Raw genomic sequence first — 15,974 nt, forward strand, 5'->3', positions numbered from 1 at the left:
GGGAGCGCGAAGGCCGGTCAGCTCCCCAGCTGACCGGCCTCACGCTGCCGTCCGCCACACCCCCGTCCCCACGGGGTTGATGGTCGGATGTCCCCGACCCGGGCCGCTCTCCCGGGTCCGGGCGCTGTTCAGCGCCCCAACATCACGCCCACGGACGACGCCTGTGTGACCACCGCTTCCCAGCCGCCGAAGACGACCACGAGCAGGGCCGCGAGAGGGAGGACCATGGCCGTGGCCACCAGGGGGTGACGACGGCCCGAAGGGCTGGTGGTCGACCGCGGTGCCGTGTACGCCATGGTTCCTCTCCTGTCGTGTCTGGCGCGGCGGGTACGTGACCTCGGGGGACGAGTGCTGCACCCGCCGCTGACAACAACACTAGGGATCGCGAGGCTCCCGGACGTCATGCCCGCGTACCTACTTCCGGGCCTCCCGGAGGATGAGGACCGGTCGTGCGGAGTACTCCCCTGGGTGGAGACGGGTGTCCGGAACTGGGGGTCTTCCCGGAGGGGTCGGCCCGACGGGAGTCCGAACGGGAGTCCGAGGAGGCTGCCGGACCGAGGCCCTTCCGGCGGCGCCGGCGGGTGCCGGGCAGGTCACCGGGCGTGACATCGCTCACTTCGCCGGATCTTCCGCCCGCCCCTGGCCCCCGGAGCCCGGACAGCCGCCCTTCGGGGTCTGCGGGGCCCTTCTCGACCCTCCGTCAAGTGGTCTGTGTTGACGGGTGGTTGGGGCACTACCGGGTTCGCGCGCCTTCTTCCCTTCCCCCTCAGCACTGACAATCGATCCCGCTGCGAGGGCGCGGCCTATGAGCGCGTTCGGGCGCCACTACGTAAGCTGTGCCACGTCGAACGGACGAGGGGACGGACATGGCGATGATGCGGCTCCGGCGCGAGGATCCGCGGATCGTCGGGTCGTTCCGGCTCCACCGCAGGCTGGGGGCCGGCGGGATGGGGGTCGTGTACCTCGGGTCCGACCGGCGCGGTCAGCGCGTGGCGCTCAAGGTGATCCGGCCGGACCTGGCCGAGGACCAGGAGTTCCGGTCGCGCTTCGCCCGCGAGGTGTCCGCCGCCCGGCGGATCCGCGGCGGCTGCACGGCCCGGCTCGTCGCCGCCGACCTGGAGGCCGAGCGCCCCTGGTTCGCCACGCAGTACGTCCCCGGCCCCTCCCTGCACGACCGGGTCGCCGAGGAAGGCGGGCTCCGCGCCGCCGACGTGGCCTCGATCGGGGCCGCGCTCTCGGAAGGTCTGGTCGCCGTCCACGAGGCCGGGGTCGTCCACCGCGACCTGAAGCCCTCGAACATCCTGCTCTCCCCCAAGGGCCCCCGGATCATCGACTTCGGGATCGCCTGGGCCACCGGCGCCAGCACCCTCACCCACGTCGGCACGGCCGTGGGATCGCCCGGCTTCCTCGCCCCCGAGCAGGTGCGCGGCGCGGCCGTCACACCCGCCACGGACGTGTTCTCGCTCGGCGCCACCCTCGCGTACGCCGCCATGGCCGACTCCCCCTTCGGGCACGGGAGTTCCGAGGTCATGCTCTACCGGGTCGTCCACGAGGAACCCCAGCTCCACGGAGTCCCCGACGCCCTGGCACCGCTGATCCGGGCCTGTCTGGCGAAGGACCCGGAAGAGCGTCCCAGCACCCTCCAGCTGTCCATGCGGCTCAAGGAGATCGCCGCGCGCGAGGCACAGGGCCTGCCCGTCTCGCGTCCGCCCGTCCAGCGCGAGCGGGCCGAGGAGCGGAACACCATCCGCCCCACCGAGCGGTACACCGAGCGCGACACCCGCGACCACGGCCCCGAGCGGGACACGGAGCGCGGGCAGCGGGGGCAGGCGCGGGGCGCGGCGCCCGCCTCACGGCCTTCGGCCGGGCCCCGGACCGGCGGGTCGCGAGCACCCCAGTCCCGTCCCGGCACCCGGCCGGGCGTCCGCTCGACGTCTACGGGCCGCCGTCCCGCCAACCCCCGTCTGCTGCGGCAGCGGCTCTTCGTCTTCGTCGTCGTGACGCTGGTCGTGGCCCTCGGCATCGCCGCCGCGCAGGCCTTGCAGGGGTAGATCCTTCCCTGAAACGCCCGCAAGCCGACCGGAAGGCTTCGGGGCCCTCGGTCGGCTTGTCGTGGTCGGCTCTGTGGTGGTCGGCTTCCCTCAGGACTCCGGGCGGCCCGTCGCCACCGCGTAGAACGCCACCGCCGCCGCCGCGCCCACATTGAGCGAGTCGACGCCGTGCGCCATCGGGATCCGGACCCATTCGTCGGCCGCGCGCAGCGCCTGCGTCGACAGGCCGTCGCCCTCCGCGCCGAGCATCAGCGCCACCCGCTCCAGCCGGTGCGGGGCCGCCTCGTCGATCGACGTCGCCTTCTCCGCCGGGGTCAGCGCGAGAATCTTGAAGCCCGCTTCCCGTACCGCCTCCAGGCCACGCGGCCAGGCCTCCAGGCGTGCGTACGGGACGGAGAAGACCGCGCCCATCGACACCTTCACGGAGCGTCGGTAGAGCGGGTCCGCGCAGTCCGGCGAGAGCAGGACCGCGTCCATGCCCAGGGCCGCCGCACTGCGGAAGATGGCCCCGATGTTGGTGTGGTCGTTCACCGACTCCATGATCACCACCCGGCGGGCGCCGGCCAGCAGCTCCGTCGCGTCCGGCAGCGGCTTGCGCTGCATGGAAGCGAGGGCGCCCCGGTGCACGTGGTACCCCGTGACGCGCTCGGCGAGGTCCGGCTGGACCGCGTACACCGGCGCCGGGACCTCGTCGATGACGTCGCGCATGACATCGACCCACTTGGCCGAGAGCAGCATCGACCGCATCTCGTACCCGGCCTGCCTGGCACGGCGGATGACCTTCTCGCCCTCCGCGATGAACAGGCCCTCCGCGGGCTCGCGTCTGCGCCGGAGCTCGACGTCGGTCAGGCCGGTGTAGTCGCGCAGGCGCGGGTCGTCGGGGTCGTCGATCGTGATGAGTTCGGCCACGGGGTGATACTGCCTTGTCCGGGGTGTGGTGCCAATGTGTGCGACGGTGTGCGACCGGGTTCGGTTACCTCTCGGTACCCGACCGGGTCACTTCACCAGCTTGTCGGGGCCCTCGGTGACGACGTCCCCGATGACGATGACGGCCGGCGGGCGGACCTCCTCCGCCTTGACGGTCTCCGCGACCGTCGCGAGCGTGGCGTCCACCCGGCGCTGCGTCGCCGTGGTGCCCTCCTGGACCAGGGCCAGGGGGGTCTCCGGGCTCTTGCCGTGGGCGATGAGCGCCTCGGCGATCTTCCCGATCTTGTCGACGCCCATGAGGATGACCAGGGTGCCCGTCAGCTTCGCCAGCGACGCCCAGTCGACGAGCGAGCGCGGGTCGTCGGGAGCGACGTGCCCGCTCACCACCGTGAACTCGTGGGCCACTCCGCGGTGCGTGACCGGGATGCCGGCCGCGCCCGGGACCGAGATCGAGCTGGAGATGCCCGGGACCACCGTGCAGGCGATGCCCTCGACGGCGAGCGCCTGGGCCTCCTCCATGCCGCGGCCGAAGACGAACGGGTCGCCGCCCTTGAGACGGACCACCGACTTGCCGGCCTTCGCGTGCTCGATCAGCGCGTTGTTGATGGCCTCCTGGGCCATGAACCGGCCGTACGGGATCTTCGCCGCGTCGATCACCTCGACGTGCGGGGGCAGTTCGTCGAGCAGGTCGCGGGGGCCCAGCCGGTCCGCGATCACCACGTCCGCCTCGGCGAGCAGCCGGCGGCCGCGGACCGTGATCAGGTCCGGGTCGCCCGGGCCGCCGCCGACCAGGGCGACGAACGGCGTACGGGAGCGGTGCGCGGGAGCGGCCAGCGAACCGTCGCGGAGGCCCTCGACGATCGCGTCGCGCACGGCGGCGGAGCGGCGGGGGTCGTGGCCCGTGAGCACCGCGACGGTGACGCCCGCGTCGCGGCCGGTGGCCGGGGTCCAGGCGGTGGCCGCCTCGGCGTCGTCGGAGCGCACGCACCAGGTGCGGGTCCGCTCGGCCTCGGCCGAGGCCGCGGCGTTGGCGGTCGCGTCGGTGGTGGCCACCAGCGCGTACCAGGTGTCGGCGAGGTCGCCGTCCTCGTACCGCCGCTTCACCCAGGTGATCTCGCCGGCCTCGGCCATCGCGTCCACGGAGGGGGTCGCGGACGGGGAGATCAGCGTGATCTCGGCGCCGGCGGCGATCAGCGCGGGCAGCCGGCGCTGGGCGACCTGGCCGCCGCCCAGGACGACGACGCGTCGGCCCGCTAGACGCAGACCGACGGGGTAGGCGGGGTGCGCCGCGTTCTCGGTGTGCTCGGCCATGGGTGGGCGGCTCCTCGGAGACTGTGAGGGTGCGGGGCCGCTGCTGCGGTGAAGCGGCTGGTGGGGCTCGTGTGGCCACGATATCGGGGGTGCGCGGGCGTCACTGTGTGACGGATCTCCCGGTGGTGCGTCCGTGCGTGGGGGACGCTCCGGGAGCGCGTTCGGGACTGCATGTTTTACGGCGCCTGCGGGTCCTGGAAAGGGAACCCGGCTGCACGCGCCACAAAACACGCTCTACGTCCCGAACACGCTCCCTGCGCGTCCCCCACTCCCCTGCGTGGGTGGGAGACGCGCCGGTGGTGCTACTTCTCGGTGACTCCCGCCGAGTCGAACGTGGCCACCTCGTGCATCGCGCGGGCCGCGCTCTGCACCAGGGGGAGCGCCAGGAGGGCACCCGTGCCCTCGCCGAGGCGGAGGTCCAGGTCGACCAGGGGGCGCAGGCCCAGCTTGTTCAGGGCCGCCACGTGGCCCGGCTCCGCGCTGCGGTGGCCGGCGATGCACGCCGCGAGCGACTCCGGGGCGATCGCGCGGGCCACGAGGGCCGCCGCGCCGGTGGAGACGCCGTCGAGGATGACCGGGGTACGGAGCGAGGCCGCGCCCAGGATCAGGCCCACGAGGGCCGCGTGCTCCAAGCCGCCGATCGCCGACAGGACGCCGATCGGGTCCGCCGCGTCAGGCTTGTGCAGGTCGAGGGCCCGGCGGACCACGTCCACCTTGCGGGCGTGCGTCTCGTCGTTGATGCCGGTGCCGCGGCCCGTGACCTCGGCGGCGTCGACCCCGGTGTAGACCGAGATGAGCGCCGCGGACGCGGTGGTGTTCGCGATGCCCATCTCGCCGGTGAGGATCGCCTTGTTGCCCGCGGCCACGAGGTCGCGGGCCGTTTCGATGCCCACCTCGATCGCGGCCAGGACCTCTTCGCGGGTCATCGCGAGACCCGTGGTGAAGTCGCCCGTGCCCGGACGGACCTTGCGGGGCAGGAGACCCGGGGTCGCCGGGAGCTCCGACGCCACGCCCACGTCGATGACGCAGACCTCTGCGCCGACCTGGTTGGCGAAGGCGTTGCAGACCGCTCCCCCACCGAGGAAGTTGGCCACCATCTGGCCCGTGACCTCCTGCGGCCACGGCGTGACGCCCTGGGCGTGGACGCCGTGGTCGCCCGCGAAGATCGCCACGGCCGCCGGCTCCGGGATCGGGGGCGGGCACACGCGGGAGAGTCCCGAGAGCTGCGCGGAGATGATCTCCAGCATCCCCAGGGCGCCCGCGGGCTTGGTCATCCGCTTCTGGCGCTCCCACGCCTCGCCGAGCGCCTTGGCGTCCAGCGGGCGGATGTTGGCGATGGTCTCCTGGAGCAGGTCGTGCGGCTCCTCGCCGGGCAGCGCGCGGCGGCCGTACGTCTCCTCGTGGACGACCCAGGCCAGCGGGCGGCGCTTCGACCAGCCCGCCTGCATCAGCTCGGGCTCCTCGGGGAACTCGTCGACGTATCCCACGCAGAGGTACGCGACCACTTCGAGGTGCTCGGGCAGGCCGAGCGTACGGACCATCTCGCGCTCGTCGAAGAAGCTGACCCAGCCGACGCCGAGGCCTTCGGCGCGGGCGGCGAGCCAGAGGTTCTCGACGGCGAGCGCGGAGGAGTACGGGGCCATCTGCGGCTGCGTGTAGCGGCCGAGGGTGTGGCGGCCGCCCCGGGTGGGGTCGGCGGTCACGACGATGTTCACCGGGGTGTCGAGGATCGCCTCGATCTTCAGTTCCTTGAACTGCTTCGCCCGGGCCTTCGGCAGCGACTTGGCGTAGGCGTCGCGCTGCCGCTGGGCCAGCTCGTGCATCGTCTGCCGGGTCTCGGCGGAGCGGATGACCACGAAGTCCCAGGGCTGCGAGTGGCCGACGCTGGGGGCCGTGTGGGCGGCCTCCAGGACGCGGAGCAGCACCTCGTGCGGGATCGGGTCGCTGCGGAAGCCGTTGCGGATGTCCCGGCGTTCGCGCATCACGCGGAGGACGGCCTCGCGTTCGGCGTCGGCGTAGCCGGGTGCCGGTGCGTCCGAGGCGGAGACGTCGGAGGCGGTGACGTCGGCAGCCGTGACGTCGGCTGCGGTGAGGTCAGAGGCCGTGGCGTCGGCGGCCGTGGCGTCGGCGGCGGTGACGTCGGCGGCCTGGATTTCGGGGGTGGAGGCGTCCGTGGGCGTCTCGGCGTCGGGGGTCGGGGCGTCGAGAGTGGGGATGTCGGACGCCACCTGGGCTTCGGGGGACGTCTCGACTTCGGGGGTCGGGATGTCCGTGGGCGCCTCGACGTCGGGGGTGGGGATGTCGGACTCCGCCTCCACGGCGGGTGCCTGGGGCTCCTCATCCGTCGTGGTGAGCTCTTCGGCTGCCGGGAGTTCGTCGGCTTCCACCAGCTCCGCGGCGTCCACGAAGCCCTCGGGGTCCGTCTCCGGCTGGGGTTCCGGGGCTGCCGTCTCTGCGGCCTGCGCCGGCTCCTCCGCCTCGACGACGGCCTCGACGACCGGCTCGGCCTGCGCCTCCACCGTCTCGGTCGGCTCGGCCACCAGGACGGGCTGCTCCAGCGGTTCCGGCGTCACGGCTTCGGCCGCCGCCTCCACCGGGATCTCTGCCTCTGCCTGGACCTCTGCCTCCGGCTCCGGGGCCTGCTCGGGCTGGGGCTCGGGGGTGGCCTCCGCGACGATGTGGGGCTCCGCCGGAGCCTCGGGCTCGACGACCGGCTCCGGCTGGGCCTCCGGCTCGGGTACGAGCACGGGGGCCTCCGCGGCCGGCTCCGCCTCGCGCGGGGCGGGCACGGTGGCCTGCGGCTCGGCGAGGTCCGGGGCCGCCGCCACGGACTCGGCCGGCTCCTCCGGCAGTTCGGGAGCGACGGGTACGGGAACCTCGGCCGGCTCCTCGGTCTCGGCGACCGGGGTCGGGGCCAGGTGCGGGGCCGTCGGGACGGAGCCCTCGACCTGGACGAACTGTCCGGTCTGCGGGACGACCGTTTCTGCGGGGAGCACCGGCTGGGGTGCCAGGGCCTCCTGCGGCTGCGCGGCCCACGGCTCGGCGCCCTGCGGCGCGAGCTGCTGGTCCTGCGGGATGTCGAAGTACTCGGGGCCCGTCGTGGGGGGTCCCGGGTTCCGTACGGGCATCGGCGCCGGTCCGGTGGCCACGACCGGCGTGGGCTGCGGGGCCGGGGCGGGCACGGCGGCCGGGCCGCGGTCCGCGAGCGAGAGGACGACGCCACCGGTGGCGTCGGGCACGGGCGGGCCCATGTGCAGCGGGCGGCGGGCGGGCGGCGGGGTCGGAGCCCCGGCCGGCGGCGGGACGCGGACGCCGCCGAGGTCGACCGAACCGGAGTCGCGGCCCGCGGCCTCGTGGGCGCCGGTGTCGAGGATGCCGGGCTCGTAGCCGTGGTCGGCGACGACGGGCTCCTGCGCGGCGACGGGGATGCCGTGCGCCGGGGTGCCCTGCACGGGAGTGCCGTGCGCCGGGGTGCCGTGGACCGGCGTCCCGTGCGCCGGCGTTCCGGCGACCGGTGCCTGCGGCGGGGTCTGGCCCTGGGGAGCGGTCAGTACGTCCGCGAGGACGAAGGATTCCGGGAGCGGGTCGGTGAGCGGGTCGCCCATCGGCGCCGGAGGCTGCACGCCCTGGTGCGGGACCACCGGCGGCACCTGCGGGGCCGGTACGGCGACCGGCGGCGCGGGCGCGACGCCCGGCGGGTGCTCGCTCCAGGCGCCCTGGGCGCCCGGCATGAGCAGGATCTCGTCGTCCTCGGCGTGCTCGGAGGGGTCCAGGAAGGTGTACGCGCCCGGTGCGGGGATGCCCGGCTGCTCGACCATGCCTGCGTTCTCCGGCAGTCCCTCGCCCGAGACCTGGCCGGTGTCCGTCATGCGTACCCCTCGCCCATCGCTTGTACTTCCTTCAGACTGCGCCCGTCGAGAACAACGAGCGCGCGCGCCGCGCGGCACGAAGGACGCGCGGACACCCACTCATTGTCGCGGCCCTCGGCCGTCGTGGCAGGCAGATCCGCCACGGCGTGCTGTGGACTGCGCCACGTCGCGCGGTCCCCCCTTTGCTGCGTACCACATCGGCGGTCCGAAAGGGCCGCCGATTTCGAGACATCAAGCGCGAAATGCCGAACGTCCCGGTGCGGTACAACAATCGGCCAGCCTACCTGCCCCGGCGGGGCGGCCGGGTCACGGGGCGCCGTCGCTCCTGCGTCCGGCCAGCAGGAAGACGACCGAACGCTCGCGCTCCGACCAGTCGTGCGGGTCGAGTCCGACGGTCTGGAGGAGGAGGCTCTCGACGGCGTAGCCGCCGTCGGCGAGTGCGGTGCCGATGGCCTCCGCCTCGTCGCGGGTGGAGGCGTGGGTGACGATCCGCTCGGGGCGCCGGTCGGTGCAGGCGGTGACGACGGGGACGCCGCCGGCCGCGATGCGGACGACATCGGGTTCGGGCAGGCTCTCCAGGACGTGCGGGGCGCGGCCCGGGACGGTCTGGAGGGGTACGCCGTGGCGGCGGGCGGCCGCCTCGGTGCGGGCGCAGGCGGCCGGGTCGGTGTCCACGGCGATGACGGCGGCGCCGAAGCGGGCGGCCTCGACGGCGAAGGCGCCGCCGGCGCAGCCGATGTCCCAGACGAGGTCGCCGACGCGGGGGCCGAGGCGGGCGAGCTGGGCGGCCCGCAGGGCCGGGTCCTCGCCGGCTCCGAGCCGGGTCGGCGGGGTGGCGCCCGGGACGTGGCCTCGGGGGCCGTACCCCTCGGTGGCGTACTCCTCGGCCGGCAGGCCCCAGCCCCGTACCGACCGCACGGCCGGGTCCTGGCCCATCAGCCAGGGGACGGCCGGGGTGCCGGTGCCTCCGGCGCCCACTCCCCCGATGACGAGGACGACGTTGGGGTCGCGCCAGGCGTGGTCGGCGGCCCGGTCGGAGGTGAGGACGGAGACCTGTTCGCGGTCGGTGCCGAGCTCCTCGCAGACGACGAAGGTGCGGTGGACCCCGTCGAGGAGGAGGGCGAGTTCGGCCGGTCCCGCGCCCGGCGAGGTGAGGACGGCGACCTTGGGGTGGGCGCGGCAGACGTTCACGGCGCGGCGCAGGGTGCGCTGGTGGGCGACGACGATCCGGGCGTCCTCCCAGGGCATTCCGGCGCGGGCGAAGGCGGCGGCGACGGAGGAGACGGCGGGAACGACCTCGACTTCGAGGCCGTGCTCGGGAGCGCGCAGGACGCGGACGACGCCGAAGAAGCCCGGGTCGCCGTCGGCGAGGACGACGGCGGTGCCGCGGTGGCCCGCGATGCGGCGGGCGGCGAGGTCGACGCTGCCGAGGCGGATGCGTTCGGCGCCGGGAGGCACCTCGGGCAGCGCCAGGTGGTGGGCGGCGCCGGCCACGAGAGTGGCGGCGGAGAGCGCGGACCGGGCCGCCGAGGTGAGGGGCGAGCCGTCCCAGCCGATCACCGTGACCCGGTCGGCCATCGTCGTCAGTCTCCTGTGGTGATGTCGCAGGTCGGGGGCGTGCCGAGCGTACCCCGGGTTGGCCTCGGGGGCTCAGCTCCAGTCGGTGTACGAGGAGTATCCGGCCTCGGCCATCTGGTCGGCGACGCCGTCGAGGTCCTCGGGGAGGAGGCCCCAGACGATGAAGTCGGTGCGCAGTTCGGTCCAGCTGCCGTCCTCGGTGCGGGTGCGGGCTATGCAGGCGTTGCGCAGGACGCCTTCGCTGATGCAGCCGATCTTCTGGGCGACCTGCTGGGAGGCGGTGTTGTCGGCCGCGGTGCGCAGTTCGAGGCGCTCGAACTTCTGGTCGCCGAAGAGCCACTGGGCGGTGGCGAGCGCGGCTTCGGAGGCGTATCCCTCGCCGCGGGCCCAGGGGGCGATGATGTAGGAGAGCTCGCTGGAGCGAACGCGCCAGTTGGTGTTGCCCAGTTGGACGATGCCCACGAGCCGCTGGGTGAGGAACTCGGTGACGCCGAGGTCGAGGCCGCGGCCGGCGGCGCGTTCGGTGGGGGCGTATTCGGTGATCCAGCGGCGGGCGGCGTCCTCGGTGTACGGCTGGGGGACGGCCGTCCATGCCCCGACCATCTCGTCGTTCATCATCTCGGCCAGGGCCGGGGCGTCGGCCTCTTCGAGCGCGCGCAGCACCAACCGGTCCGTGTTGATGGAGATGTCCGGAAAGGTGGTAGTCATGCTCAGCTCCATGCCGTGGACCGTCCGAATCGACCGTGAACGCACAGCATGCAGCATGCGGCCGTCGGTGCGCATGGCCGGGTGGGGAAGGACGAAGGCCCCGCGCATCGGACGGGATGCGGGGGCCTTCGTCACAAGGACTGTACGGGGGAACCGGTCTGACGGTTCCTCGGATGCCTGGCCTTACTTGGCGACGGCGCCGAAGGCCGGGATGACCGAGCCCTTGTAGGTGTCCTCGATGTACTTCTTCACCTCGGGCGAGTTGAGGAGCTTGGCGAGCTTCTGCACGCGGGCGTCCTTCTCGTTGCCCTCCTTGACGGCGAGGAAGTTGGCGTACGGGTTGCCTTCGGCCTTCTCCAGGGCGATGGCGTCCTTGGCCGGGGAGAGCTTGGCCTCGATGGCGTAGTTGCCGTTGATGACGGCGGCGTCGACATCGTTCAGGGCGCGGGGCACGGTGGCGGCCTCCAGCTCCTTGAACTCCAGGCCCTTCTTGTCGGTGATGTCGGAGATCTTGGCGTTGGTGCCGACACCCGGCTTGATGGTGATCAGGCCGTTCTCGGCGAGCAGCTGGAGCGCGCGGCCGCCGTTGGTGGTGTCGTTCGGGACGGCGATGGTCTGGCCGGCCTTGATGTCCTTCACCGACTTGATGTTCTTGGAGTAGAGGCCCAGGGGCTCCAGGTGGACGTTGACCACGGGGACGATGGTGGTCTTGTTCTTCTGGTTGAAGTCGTCGAGGTACGGCTTGTGCTGGAAGAAGTTGGCGTCGACCTGGCCGGACTGGGTGGCGGTGTTCGGCAGGACGTAGTCCGTGAACTCCTTCACCTCCAGCTTCAGGCCGGCCTTCTCGGCCAGGTTGTCCTTGACGAAGTTGAGGATGTCGGCGTGCGGCGTCGGGGACGCGGCGACGACGAGCGGCTTGGAGGTGTCGCCGGAGCCGGCCGAGTCCTTGGTGGAGGACGGGTCCGAGGAGGTGCCGCAGGCGGTGAGGCCGAGGGCGAGGGCGGCGGTGGCGGCGATACCGGCGGTGAGCTTGATGTTCTTACGCACGAAGAGTGCCTCTTTCCGGTGGAGCGGTGGACGCCTGGACAACAAGTCCGGGCTGTTCTTCGAAAAACGAAGCCTGGGGGGCGGGGCGGTACGGCTCAGGCCGTGCGGCCCCGGCGGGCGAGGAGCCGGACGACTCCGTCGCCGATGAGCTGGACGACGGTCACGATCAGCACCAGGACGACGACGGTGACGAGCATGAACGTGGTGTCGAAGCGCTGGTATCCGTAGGTGACGGCCTTGGAGCCGAGGCCCTCGCCGCCGACCGCGCCGGCCATCGCCGAGTAGCCGATGAGCACGATCACGGTGGTGGTGACGCCCGAGACGATCGAGGGCAGGGACTGCGGGAGCAGCACCTTGCGGACGATGGTGGGGATGCCGCCGCCCATGGCCTGGACGGCCTCGACGAGTCCGTGGTCGACCTCGCGGATCGCCGTCTCGACGAGTCGCGCGAAGAAGGGGATGGCGCCGATGGCGAGCGGCACGATCATCGCGGTGGGGCCGATGAAGGTGCCGACGACGAAGGTGGTGAAGGGGATCAGCGCGATCAGCAGGATGATGAACGGCAGCGAACGGCCGATGTTCACGATCGCACCGACGATCTTGTTCACCGGCGTGTTCTGCAGCAGTCCGCCCTTGTCCGTGAGGACGAGGAGGATGCCGAGCGGCAGGCCGCCGAGGACGGTGACGACGGTGGCCCAGAGGACCATGTAGAGCGTGTCGACGGTGCCCTGCTCCAGCAGGGGCTGCATCTCGGACCAGGTCACTTGGCACCATCCTTGGCCAGTACGGGAACGGTGTCGGCCGGCGCTTCGGCGGCTGCATCGGCTTCATCGGACTCGACGAGTTCGACCTGGAGGCCCTGCTCGCGCAGGAAGCCGACCGGGACGACGTTGTCCTCGTACCGTCCGGGGAGTTCGATCCGCATCCGGCCGATCTGCTTCCCGCCCACGGTGTCCATCGCCGCCCCGAGGATCGAGATGTCGATGTTGTAGGTGCGGGAGAGCTGGGAGATGACCGGCTGGGTCGCGGACTCGCCGTGGAAGGTGACGTCGACGACGGTGCGGTCGGGGCCGGTGGCGGCGCCGCTGACCGGGAAGAGCTCGGCCGCCAGCTGGGAGCCGGGGGTGGCGAGGAGTTCGCCGACGGTGCCGGACTCGACGACGCGGCCGTGCTGCATCAGGGCGGCGGAGTCGCAGATCGTCTTGACGACGTCCATCTCGTGCGTGATGAGCAGGACGGTCAGGCCGAGCTGCTGGTTGAGGTCGCGCAGGAGCTGGAGGATGGAGCGGGTGGTCTCCGGGTCGAGGGCGCTGGTGGCCTCGTCGGAGAGCAGGACCTTGGGCTCGCCCGCGAGGGCGCGGGCTATGCCGACGCGCTGCTTCTGGCCGCCCGAGAGCTGCCCCGGGTAGGACTTGGCCTTGTCGGCGAGGCCGACGAGGTCGAGGAGTTCGAGGGCACGGCGGGAGCGTTCGGCGCCGGAGACGCCGAGGATCTCCAGGGGGAGCTCGATGTTGTCCTTGACCGTGCGGGAGGACAGCAGGTTGAAGTGCTGGAAGACCATGCCGATGCTGCTGCGCGCGCGGCGCAGGTCCTTGCCGGCGCGGCGGCCCTTTCCGGCGAGGGCGGTGAGGTCGACTCCGTCGACGGTCACGGTGCCGGAGGTGGGGCGCTCCAGGAGGTTGACGCAGCGGATGAGCGAGGACTTGCCGGCGCCGCTCTGGCCGATCACGCCGAAGACCTCGCCCTCGCGGACGTGCAGGTCGACGCCGTCCAGAGCGGTGACCTGGCGGCCGCGCGACTCGTAGACCTTGGTCAGGCCCGAAGTGGTGATCACAGGGTTTCCGTCACTGTCGAGTGCGCGGCGCGGGGTCCGCCGGGCACGGGGCATTCGTCGTTCGGACAGTCAGGCGCACGGAGGCCGGTCCGGCTGGTGGCCGGAGGCGGTGTGCGCGCGGGGCAGGCACGGTCCATCGCCGGATGGCGGGAGGATCGGCTCGGCCGTCTGGTCTCGCTTCGGGGCGCGAGACTCTGCGGGGGCCCTCAGAAGGCGCACATTCGACACATACAACGAGCACCGGGCGTCGTGATCGCCTCGGTCGCAAGGGTGCGGCTGCTCGTCGTGGTCATGTCTGCAAGTAAAGCATGCGCAGTCGCGAACGAAAGGGGGGTGTCCGCATAGCGGACGTCCTTGAGACGCCATGCGGACACCTGCCGGGGGTTGTACGTGGCCTCCTCCCTCCGGGCGTGGCCTGCGCGGACGGGGCGGCGGGCCGGTGCCGGGGGCGCCGGTTCCGGACCGGGAGCGGGCGGCGGGTGTGGCCAAGGCCACGGTCCGTGCGTCCGGGTGCGGGAGGCGAGCGGAGGGGGCAACCGCAGGGGGCGAGCGGAGGGGGGCTGGCGGAGGGGGCGAGCGGAGGGGGGCTGGCGGAGGGGGCGAGCGCATCGGGCCTTTCGGACCGTAATACCCTCGGGCGCATGCTCGACGCCCTCACGGTCACGGTCTCCGTGGCCGCGCTCGCCCTCGCCGCCTGGTGCGGCTTCGCCGCCTTCCGGGACCAGCCGACCAAGGACTGGCACTTCATCGGCATGGCCGTGGTGAGCTTCCTGGTCCTGACCCAGCTGGTCGTCGGCATCGTGCAGCTCGTGCGCGGCGAGAAGGCCGAGGAGGGCACGACGATCTTCGTCGCCTACCTGCTGGGCGCGCTGTGCGCGGTGCCGATCGCCGGGTTCATGTCGCTCGCGGAGCGCAGCCGGTGGGGCTCGGCGACGGTGGCCGCCGGTGCGGTCGTCCTCGCCGTACTCGAAGTGCGTCTCTACGACATCTGGACGGTGGGCTGACCATGACCGAGACACAGGAGCAGACGGCGCAGGGCGCGAGGACCCGTCTCGTCTCGGGCCCGGGCATCCTGCTCGTCTGGCTGTACGGCGTCATGTCGGTCGGTGCGGTCTCGCGCTCGATCTACCAGATCGCGACCGAGTTCGACCGGGCGCCGCTGGCGTACGCCCTGTCGGCGGTGGCGGCCGTGGTCTACGCCTTCATCACCTACACCCTCGTACGGGGCGGGGAGAAGGCCCGCAGGGCGGCGCTGGTCTGCTGCGCCGCCGAGCTCGCGGGCGTACTCATCGTGGGGACCTGGACGCTGGTGGAGCCGTCCGCCTTCCCGGACGCGACCGTCTGGTCGGACTACGGCTACGGCTACCTGTTCATTCCGGTCCTGCTTCCGCTGACCGGCATCTGGTGGCTGCGCCGGTCGCGGTCCCTCACCGCCGCCTGAGTCAGGCGGCGGCCTTCTCCAGGGTCACCAGGGTGAGCTTGGGGCCGAGCTCGCGGGCGGCCACCTGCGCGTATCCCTTGCTGCGGTAGAGCCGCAGATTGCCCTCGCTGCGGTGGCCGGTGAAGAGCTGGAAGCGCTTGGCGGAGGGCTCCGCCGGTGCGGCCTCGGCGCCGAAGTGGCGCTCGATGCCGTCCAGGAGCCGGCCGCCGAGGCCGTGGCGCTGCATGCGCGGGTGGACGATCAGCTTGGCGATCCGCACCGTGCCGTCCTCGTCGAGGCGGGCCCGCACCGAGGCGACGACCTCGTCGCCGAGCCGGGCCACCAGGCCGTACCCCTCGTCCAGTTCGGCGCGCAGGGCGTCGAGCGACTGGGTGAGCGGTTCGATGGACCAGTCTCCGTACAGCTCCGCCTCACTCTGGTAGCAGAGGTACTGCAGCTTCAGGATGTGCTCCGCGTCCTGCGCGTCCGCTGCTGAGATGGTCACACTCAGGCCCATGTGTGCACGCCTCCCGCTCATGTGGTTCGCCGTCGGTTTATCGCACCCTTCCCCGTCGGCCGGGGGCGGGAACCTCTGCAGCCAGCATTCTGCGCAGGCATCCCAGGCAACGGGAACGCATCGGCCCCAGACTGCCCTGTGAGATACCCAACTCTCCTGCGATTTCCCGGTAGGTGGGGTCCTCCGGATCGAGCATCGCGGTGAGCACGCGCGGGCAGCGGCCGGGCGTTCGAGTGACCGCGGCGCGCAGGGTGCGGTGGCGTTCGGCGACGAGGAGGGAGTTCTCCGGGGAGCCGTGCGGGCCTTCGGTGTCCGGCGGCGGGGCGGGCTCGTCCTCGTAGGGGCGCTCCCGGTCGGTGGTCCGGCGGGCGCGGCGGGCCTCGGCGCGGACGGCGCGGCGCAGCCAGTCGGCGGGGCGCTCGGGGGCGCCCGTCTCCTGGAGGCGCTCCAGGAGGCGGAGCCAGACGGCCTGTTCGAGGTCGCCGGGGTCGACGCCGGCTGCCGGGGCCTCGGCGTCCGACTCGGCGGCGAGCAGCGGGGCGAGGGCGGCGAGGAGTCCGGTGCCCGCGAGGGCGTCGGAGGCGGGGGCCGGAGCGGTGGTGGTCTCGGGGGTGGTCATGACCGGCACGATGTCCGGGTGCCCGGGCGCGGTTGCGGTACGGGGCGTAAACCACCCGGGAGGAGGTCGTGCGGTTCCTGCCGCACGGCCTCC

General features: G+C 72.8%; 14 protein-coding genes. 3 read left to right on the forward strand and 11 right to left on the reverse strand.

Annotated elements, in window-relative coordinates; all coding sequences use genetic code 11:
• Positions 1–128: 128 nt before the first annotated feature.
• Complete coding sequence (locus ASC82_RS30685; RefSeq protein ID WP_024758747.1) at positions 129–296, reverse strand: hypothetical protein; 168 nt, start codon at positions 294–296, stop codon at positions 129–131.
• A 570-nt stretch (positions 297–866) separates the two neighbouring features.
• Here ASC82_RS30685 and ASC82_RS20595 point away from each other — a divergent pair.
• Positions 867–2,051 (forward strand): serine/threonine-protein kinase, encoded by a 1,185-nt coding sequence (locus ASC82_RS20595; RefSeq protein ID WP_056650047.1) that lies wholly within the window; start codon positions 867–869, stop codon positions 2,049–2,051.
• A 90-nt stretch (positions 2,052–2,141) separates the two neighbouring features.
• Here the strand turns inward: ASC82_RS20595 and ASC82_RS20600 are convergent, their stop codons facing one another.
• The 8 genes from ASC82_RS20600 to ASC82_RS20635 all read right to left on the reverse strand — a co-directional run bounded on the left by ASC82_RS20600 (position 2,142) and on the right by ASC82_RS20635 (position 13,325).
• Positions 2,142–2,960 carry an RNA methyltransferase gene (locus tag ASC82_RS20600; protein WP_056650050.1) on the reverse strand — a complete coding sequence of 273 codons (819 nt, stop codon included), beginning with the start codon at positions 2,958–2,960 and terminating at the stop codon, positions 2,142–2,144.
• A gap of 87 nt (positions 2,961–3,047) precedes the next feature.
• On the reverse strand, positions 3,048–4,289 hold the full coding sequence (gene cobA, locus ASC82_RS20605; protein ID WP_024758744.1) for a uroporphyrinogen-III C-methyltransferase: 1,242 nt from the start codon (positions 4,287–4,289) through the stop codon (positions 3,048–3,050).
• A gap of 302 nt (positions 4,290–4,591) precedes the next feature.
• On the reverse strand, positions 4,592–8,158 hold the full coding sequence (cobT, locus tag ASC82_RS20610; RefSeq protein ID WP_056650053.1) for a nicotinate-nucleotide--dimethylbenzimidazole phosphoribosyltransferase: 3,567 nt from the start codon (positions 8,156–8,158) through the stop codon (positions 4,592–4,594).
• A 306-nt stretch (positions 8,159–8,464) separates the two neighbouring features.
• Entirely contained in the window at positions 8,465–9,736 is a 1,272-nt protein-coding gene (gene cbiE, locus ASC82_RS20615; protein ID WP_056650056.1) for a precorrin-6y C5,15-methyltransferase (decarboxylating) subunit CbiE, read from the reverse strand.
• A 72-nt stretch (positions 9,737–9,808) separates the two neighbouring features.
• Complete coding sequence (locus tag ASC82_RS20620; RefSeq protein ID WP_024760643.1) at positions 9,809–10,444, reverse strand: GNAT family N-acetyltransferase; 636 nt, start codon at positions 10,442–10,444, stop codon at positions 9,809–9,811.
• Positions 10,445–10,627: 183 nt separating this feature from the next.
• Positions 10,628–11,491 (reverse strand): MetQ/NlpA family ABC transporter substrate-binding protein, encoded by an 864-nt coding sequence (locus ASC82_RS20625; RefSeq protein WP_056650059.1) that lies wholly within the window; start codon positions 11,489–11,491, stop codon positions 10,628–10,630.
• A 95-nt stretch (positions 11,492–11,586) separates the two neighbouring features.
• Positions 11,587–12,255 carry a methionine ABC transporter permease gene (locus tag ASC82_RS20630; protein WP_024760645.1) on the reverse strand — a complete coding sequence of 223 codons (669 nt, stop codon included), beginning with the start codon at positions 12,253–12,255 and terminating at the stop codon, positions 11,587–11,589.
• Complete coding sequence (locus ASC82_RS20635) at positions 12,252–13,325, reverse strand: ATP-binding cassette domain-containing protein (protein WP_056650062.1); 1,074 nt, start codon at positions 13,323–13,325, stop codon at positions 12,252–12,254. Before ASC82_RS20635 ends, ASC82_RS20630 begins: the two co-directional genes overlap by 4 nt.
• Before the next feature lie 641 nt (positions 13,326–13,966).
• On the opposite strand from ASC82_RS20635, the gene ASC82_RS20640 reads away from it, so the two are divergent.
• Complete coding sequence (locus tag ASC82_RS20640; protein ID WP_024760647.1) at positions 13,967–14,329, forward strand: hypothetical protein; 363 nt, start codon at positions 13,967–13,969, stop codon at positions 14,327–14,329.
• A gap of 2 nt (positions 14,330–14,331) precedes the next feature.
• Entirely contained in the window at positions 14,332–14,766 is a 435-nt protein-coding gene (locus tag ASC82_RS20645) for a hypothetical protein (RefSeq protein WP_056650065.1), read from the forward strand.
• Position 14,767: 1 nt separating this feature from the next.
• On the opposite strand, the gene ASC82_RS20650 is transcribed toward ASC82_RS20645, so the two are convergent.
• Complete coding sequence (locus ASC82_RS20650; protein WP_056650067.1) at positions 14,768–15,262, reverse strand: GNAT family N-acetyltransferase; 495 nt, start codon at positions 15,260–15,262, stop codon at positions 14,768–14,770.
• Between the two features lie 37 nt (positions 15,263–15,299).
• The gene (locus ASC82_RS20655) at positions 15,300–15,881 is read right to left on the reverse strand and encodes a sigma-70 family RNA polymerase sigma factor (protein WP_056650072.1); all 582 of its coding nucleotides are present in this window, start codon (positions 15,879–15,881) and stop codon (positions 15,300–15,302) included.
• Positions 15,882–15,974: the final 93 nt, after the last annotated feature.

Origin of the sequence: Streptomyces sp. Root431, from assembly GCF_001426585.1 — a bacterium.
Lineage (GTDB): Bacteria > Actinomycetota > Actinomycetes > Streptomycetales > Streptomycetaceae > Streptomyces > Streptomyces stackebrandtii.

What these genes read in the sequence shown, in the direction of transcription:
- cobA (WP_024758744.1), bottom strand. Translation starts at nt 4,289, where the DNA reads ATGGCCGAGCACACCGAGAACGCGGCGCACCCCGCCTACCCCGTCGGT.
- ASC82_RS20620 (WP_024760643.1), bottom strand. Translation starts at nt 10,444, where the DNA reads ATGACTACCACCTTTCCGGACATCTCCATCAACACGGACCGGTTGGTG.
- ASC82_RS30685 (WP_024758747.1), bottom strand. Translation starts at nt 296, where the DNA reads ATGGCGTACACGGCACCGCGGTCGACCACCAGCCCTTCGGGCCGTCGT.
- cobT (WP_056650053.1), bottom strand. Translation starts at nt 8,158, where the DNA reads ATGACGGACACCGGCCAGGTCTCGGGCGAGGGACTGCCGGAGAACGCA.
- ASC82_RS20645 (WP_056650065.1), top strand. Translation starts at nt 14,332, where the DNA reads ATGACCGAGACACAGGAGCAGACGGCGCAGGGCGCGAGGACCCGTCTC.
- ASC82_RS20595 (WP_056650047.1), top strand. Translation starts at nt 867, where the DNA reads ATGGCGATGATGCGGCTCCGGCGCGAGGATCCGCGGATCGTCGGGTCG.
- ASC82_RS20650 (WP_056650067.1), bottom strand. Translation starts at nt 15,262, where the DNA reads ATGGGCCTGAGTGTGACCATCTCAGCAGCGGACGCGCAGGACGCGGAG.
- ASC82_RS20655 (WP_056650072.1), bottom strand. Translation starts at nt 15,881, where the DNA reads ATGACCACCCCCGAGACCACCACCGCTCCGGCCCCCGCCTCCGACGCC.
- ASC82_RS20640 (WP_024760647.1), top strand. Translation starts at nt 13,967, where the DNA reads ATGCTCGACGCCCTCACGGTCACGGTCTCCGTGGCCGCGCTCGCCCTC.
- cbiE (WP_056650056.1), bottom strand. Translation starts at nt 9,736, where the DNA reads ATGGCCGACCGGGTCACGGTGATCGGCTGGGACGGCTCGCCCCTCACC.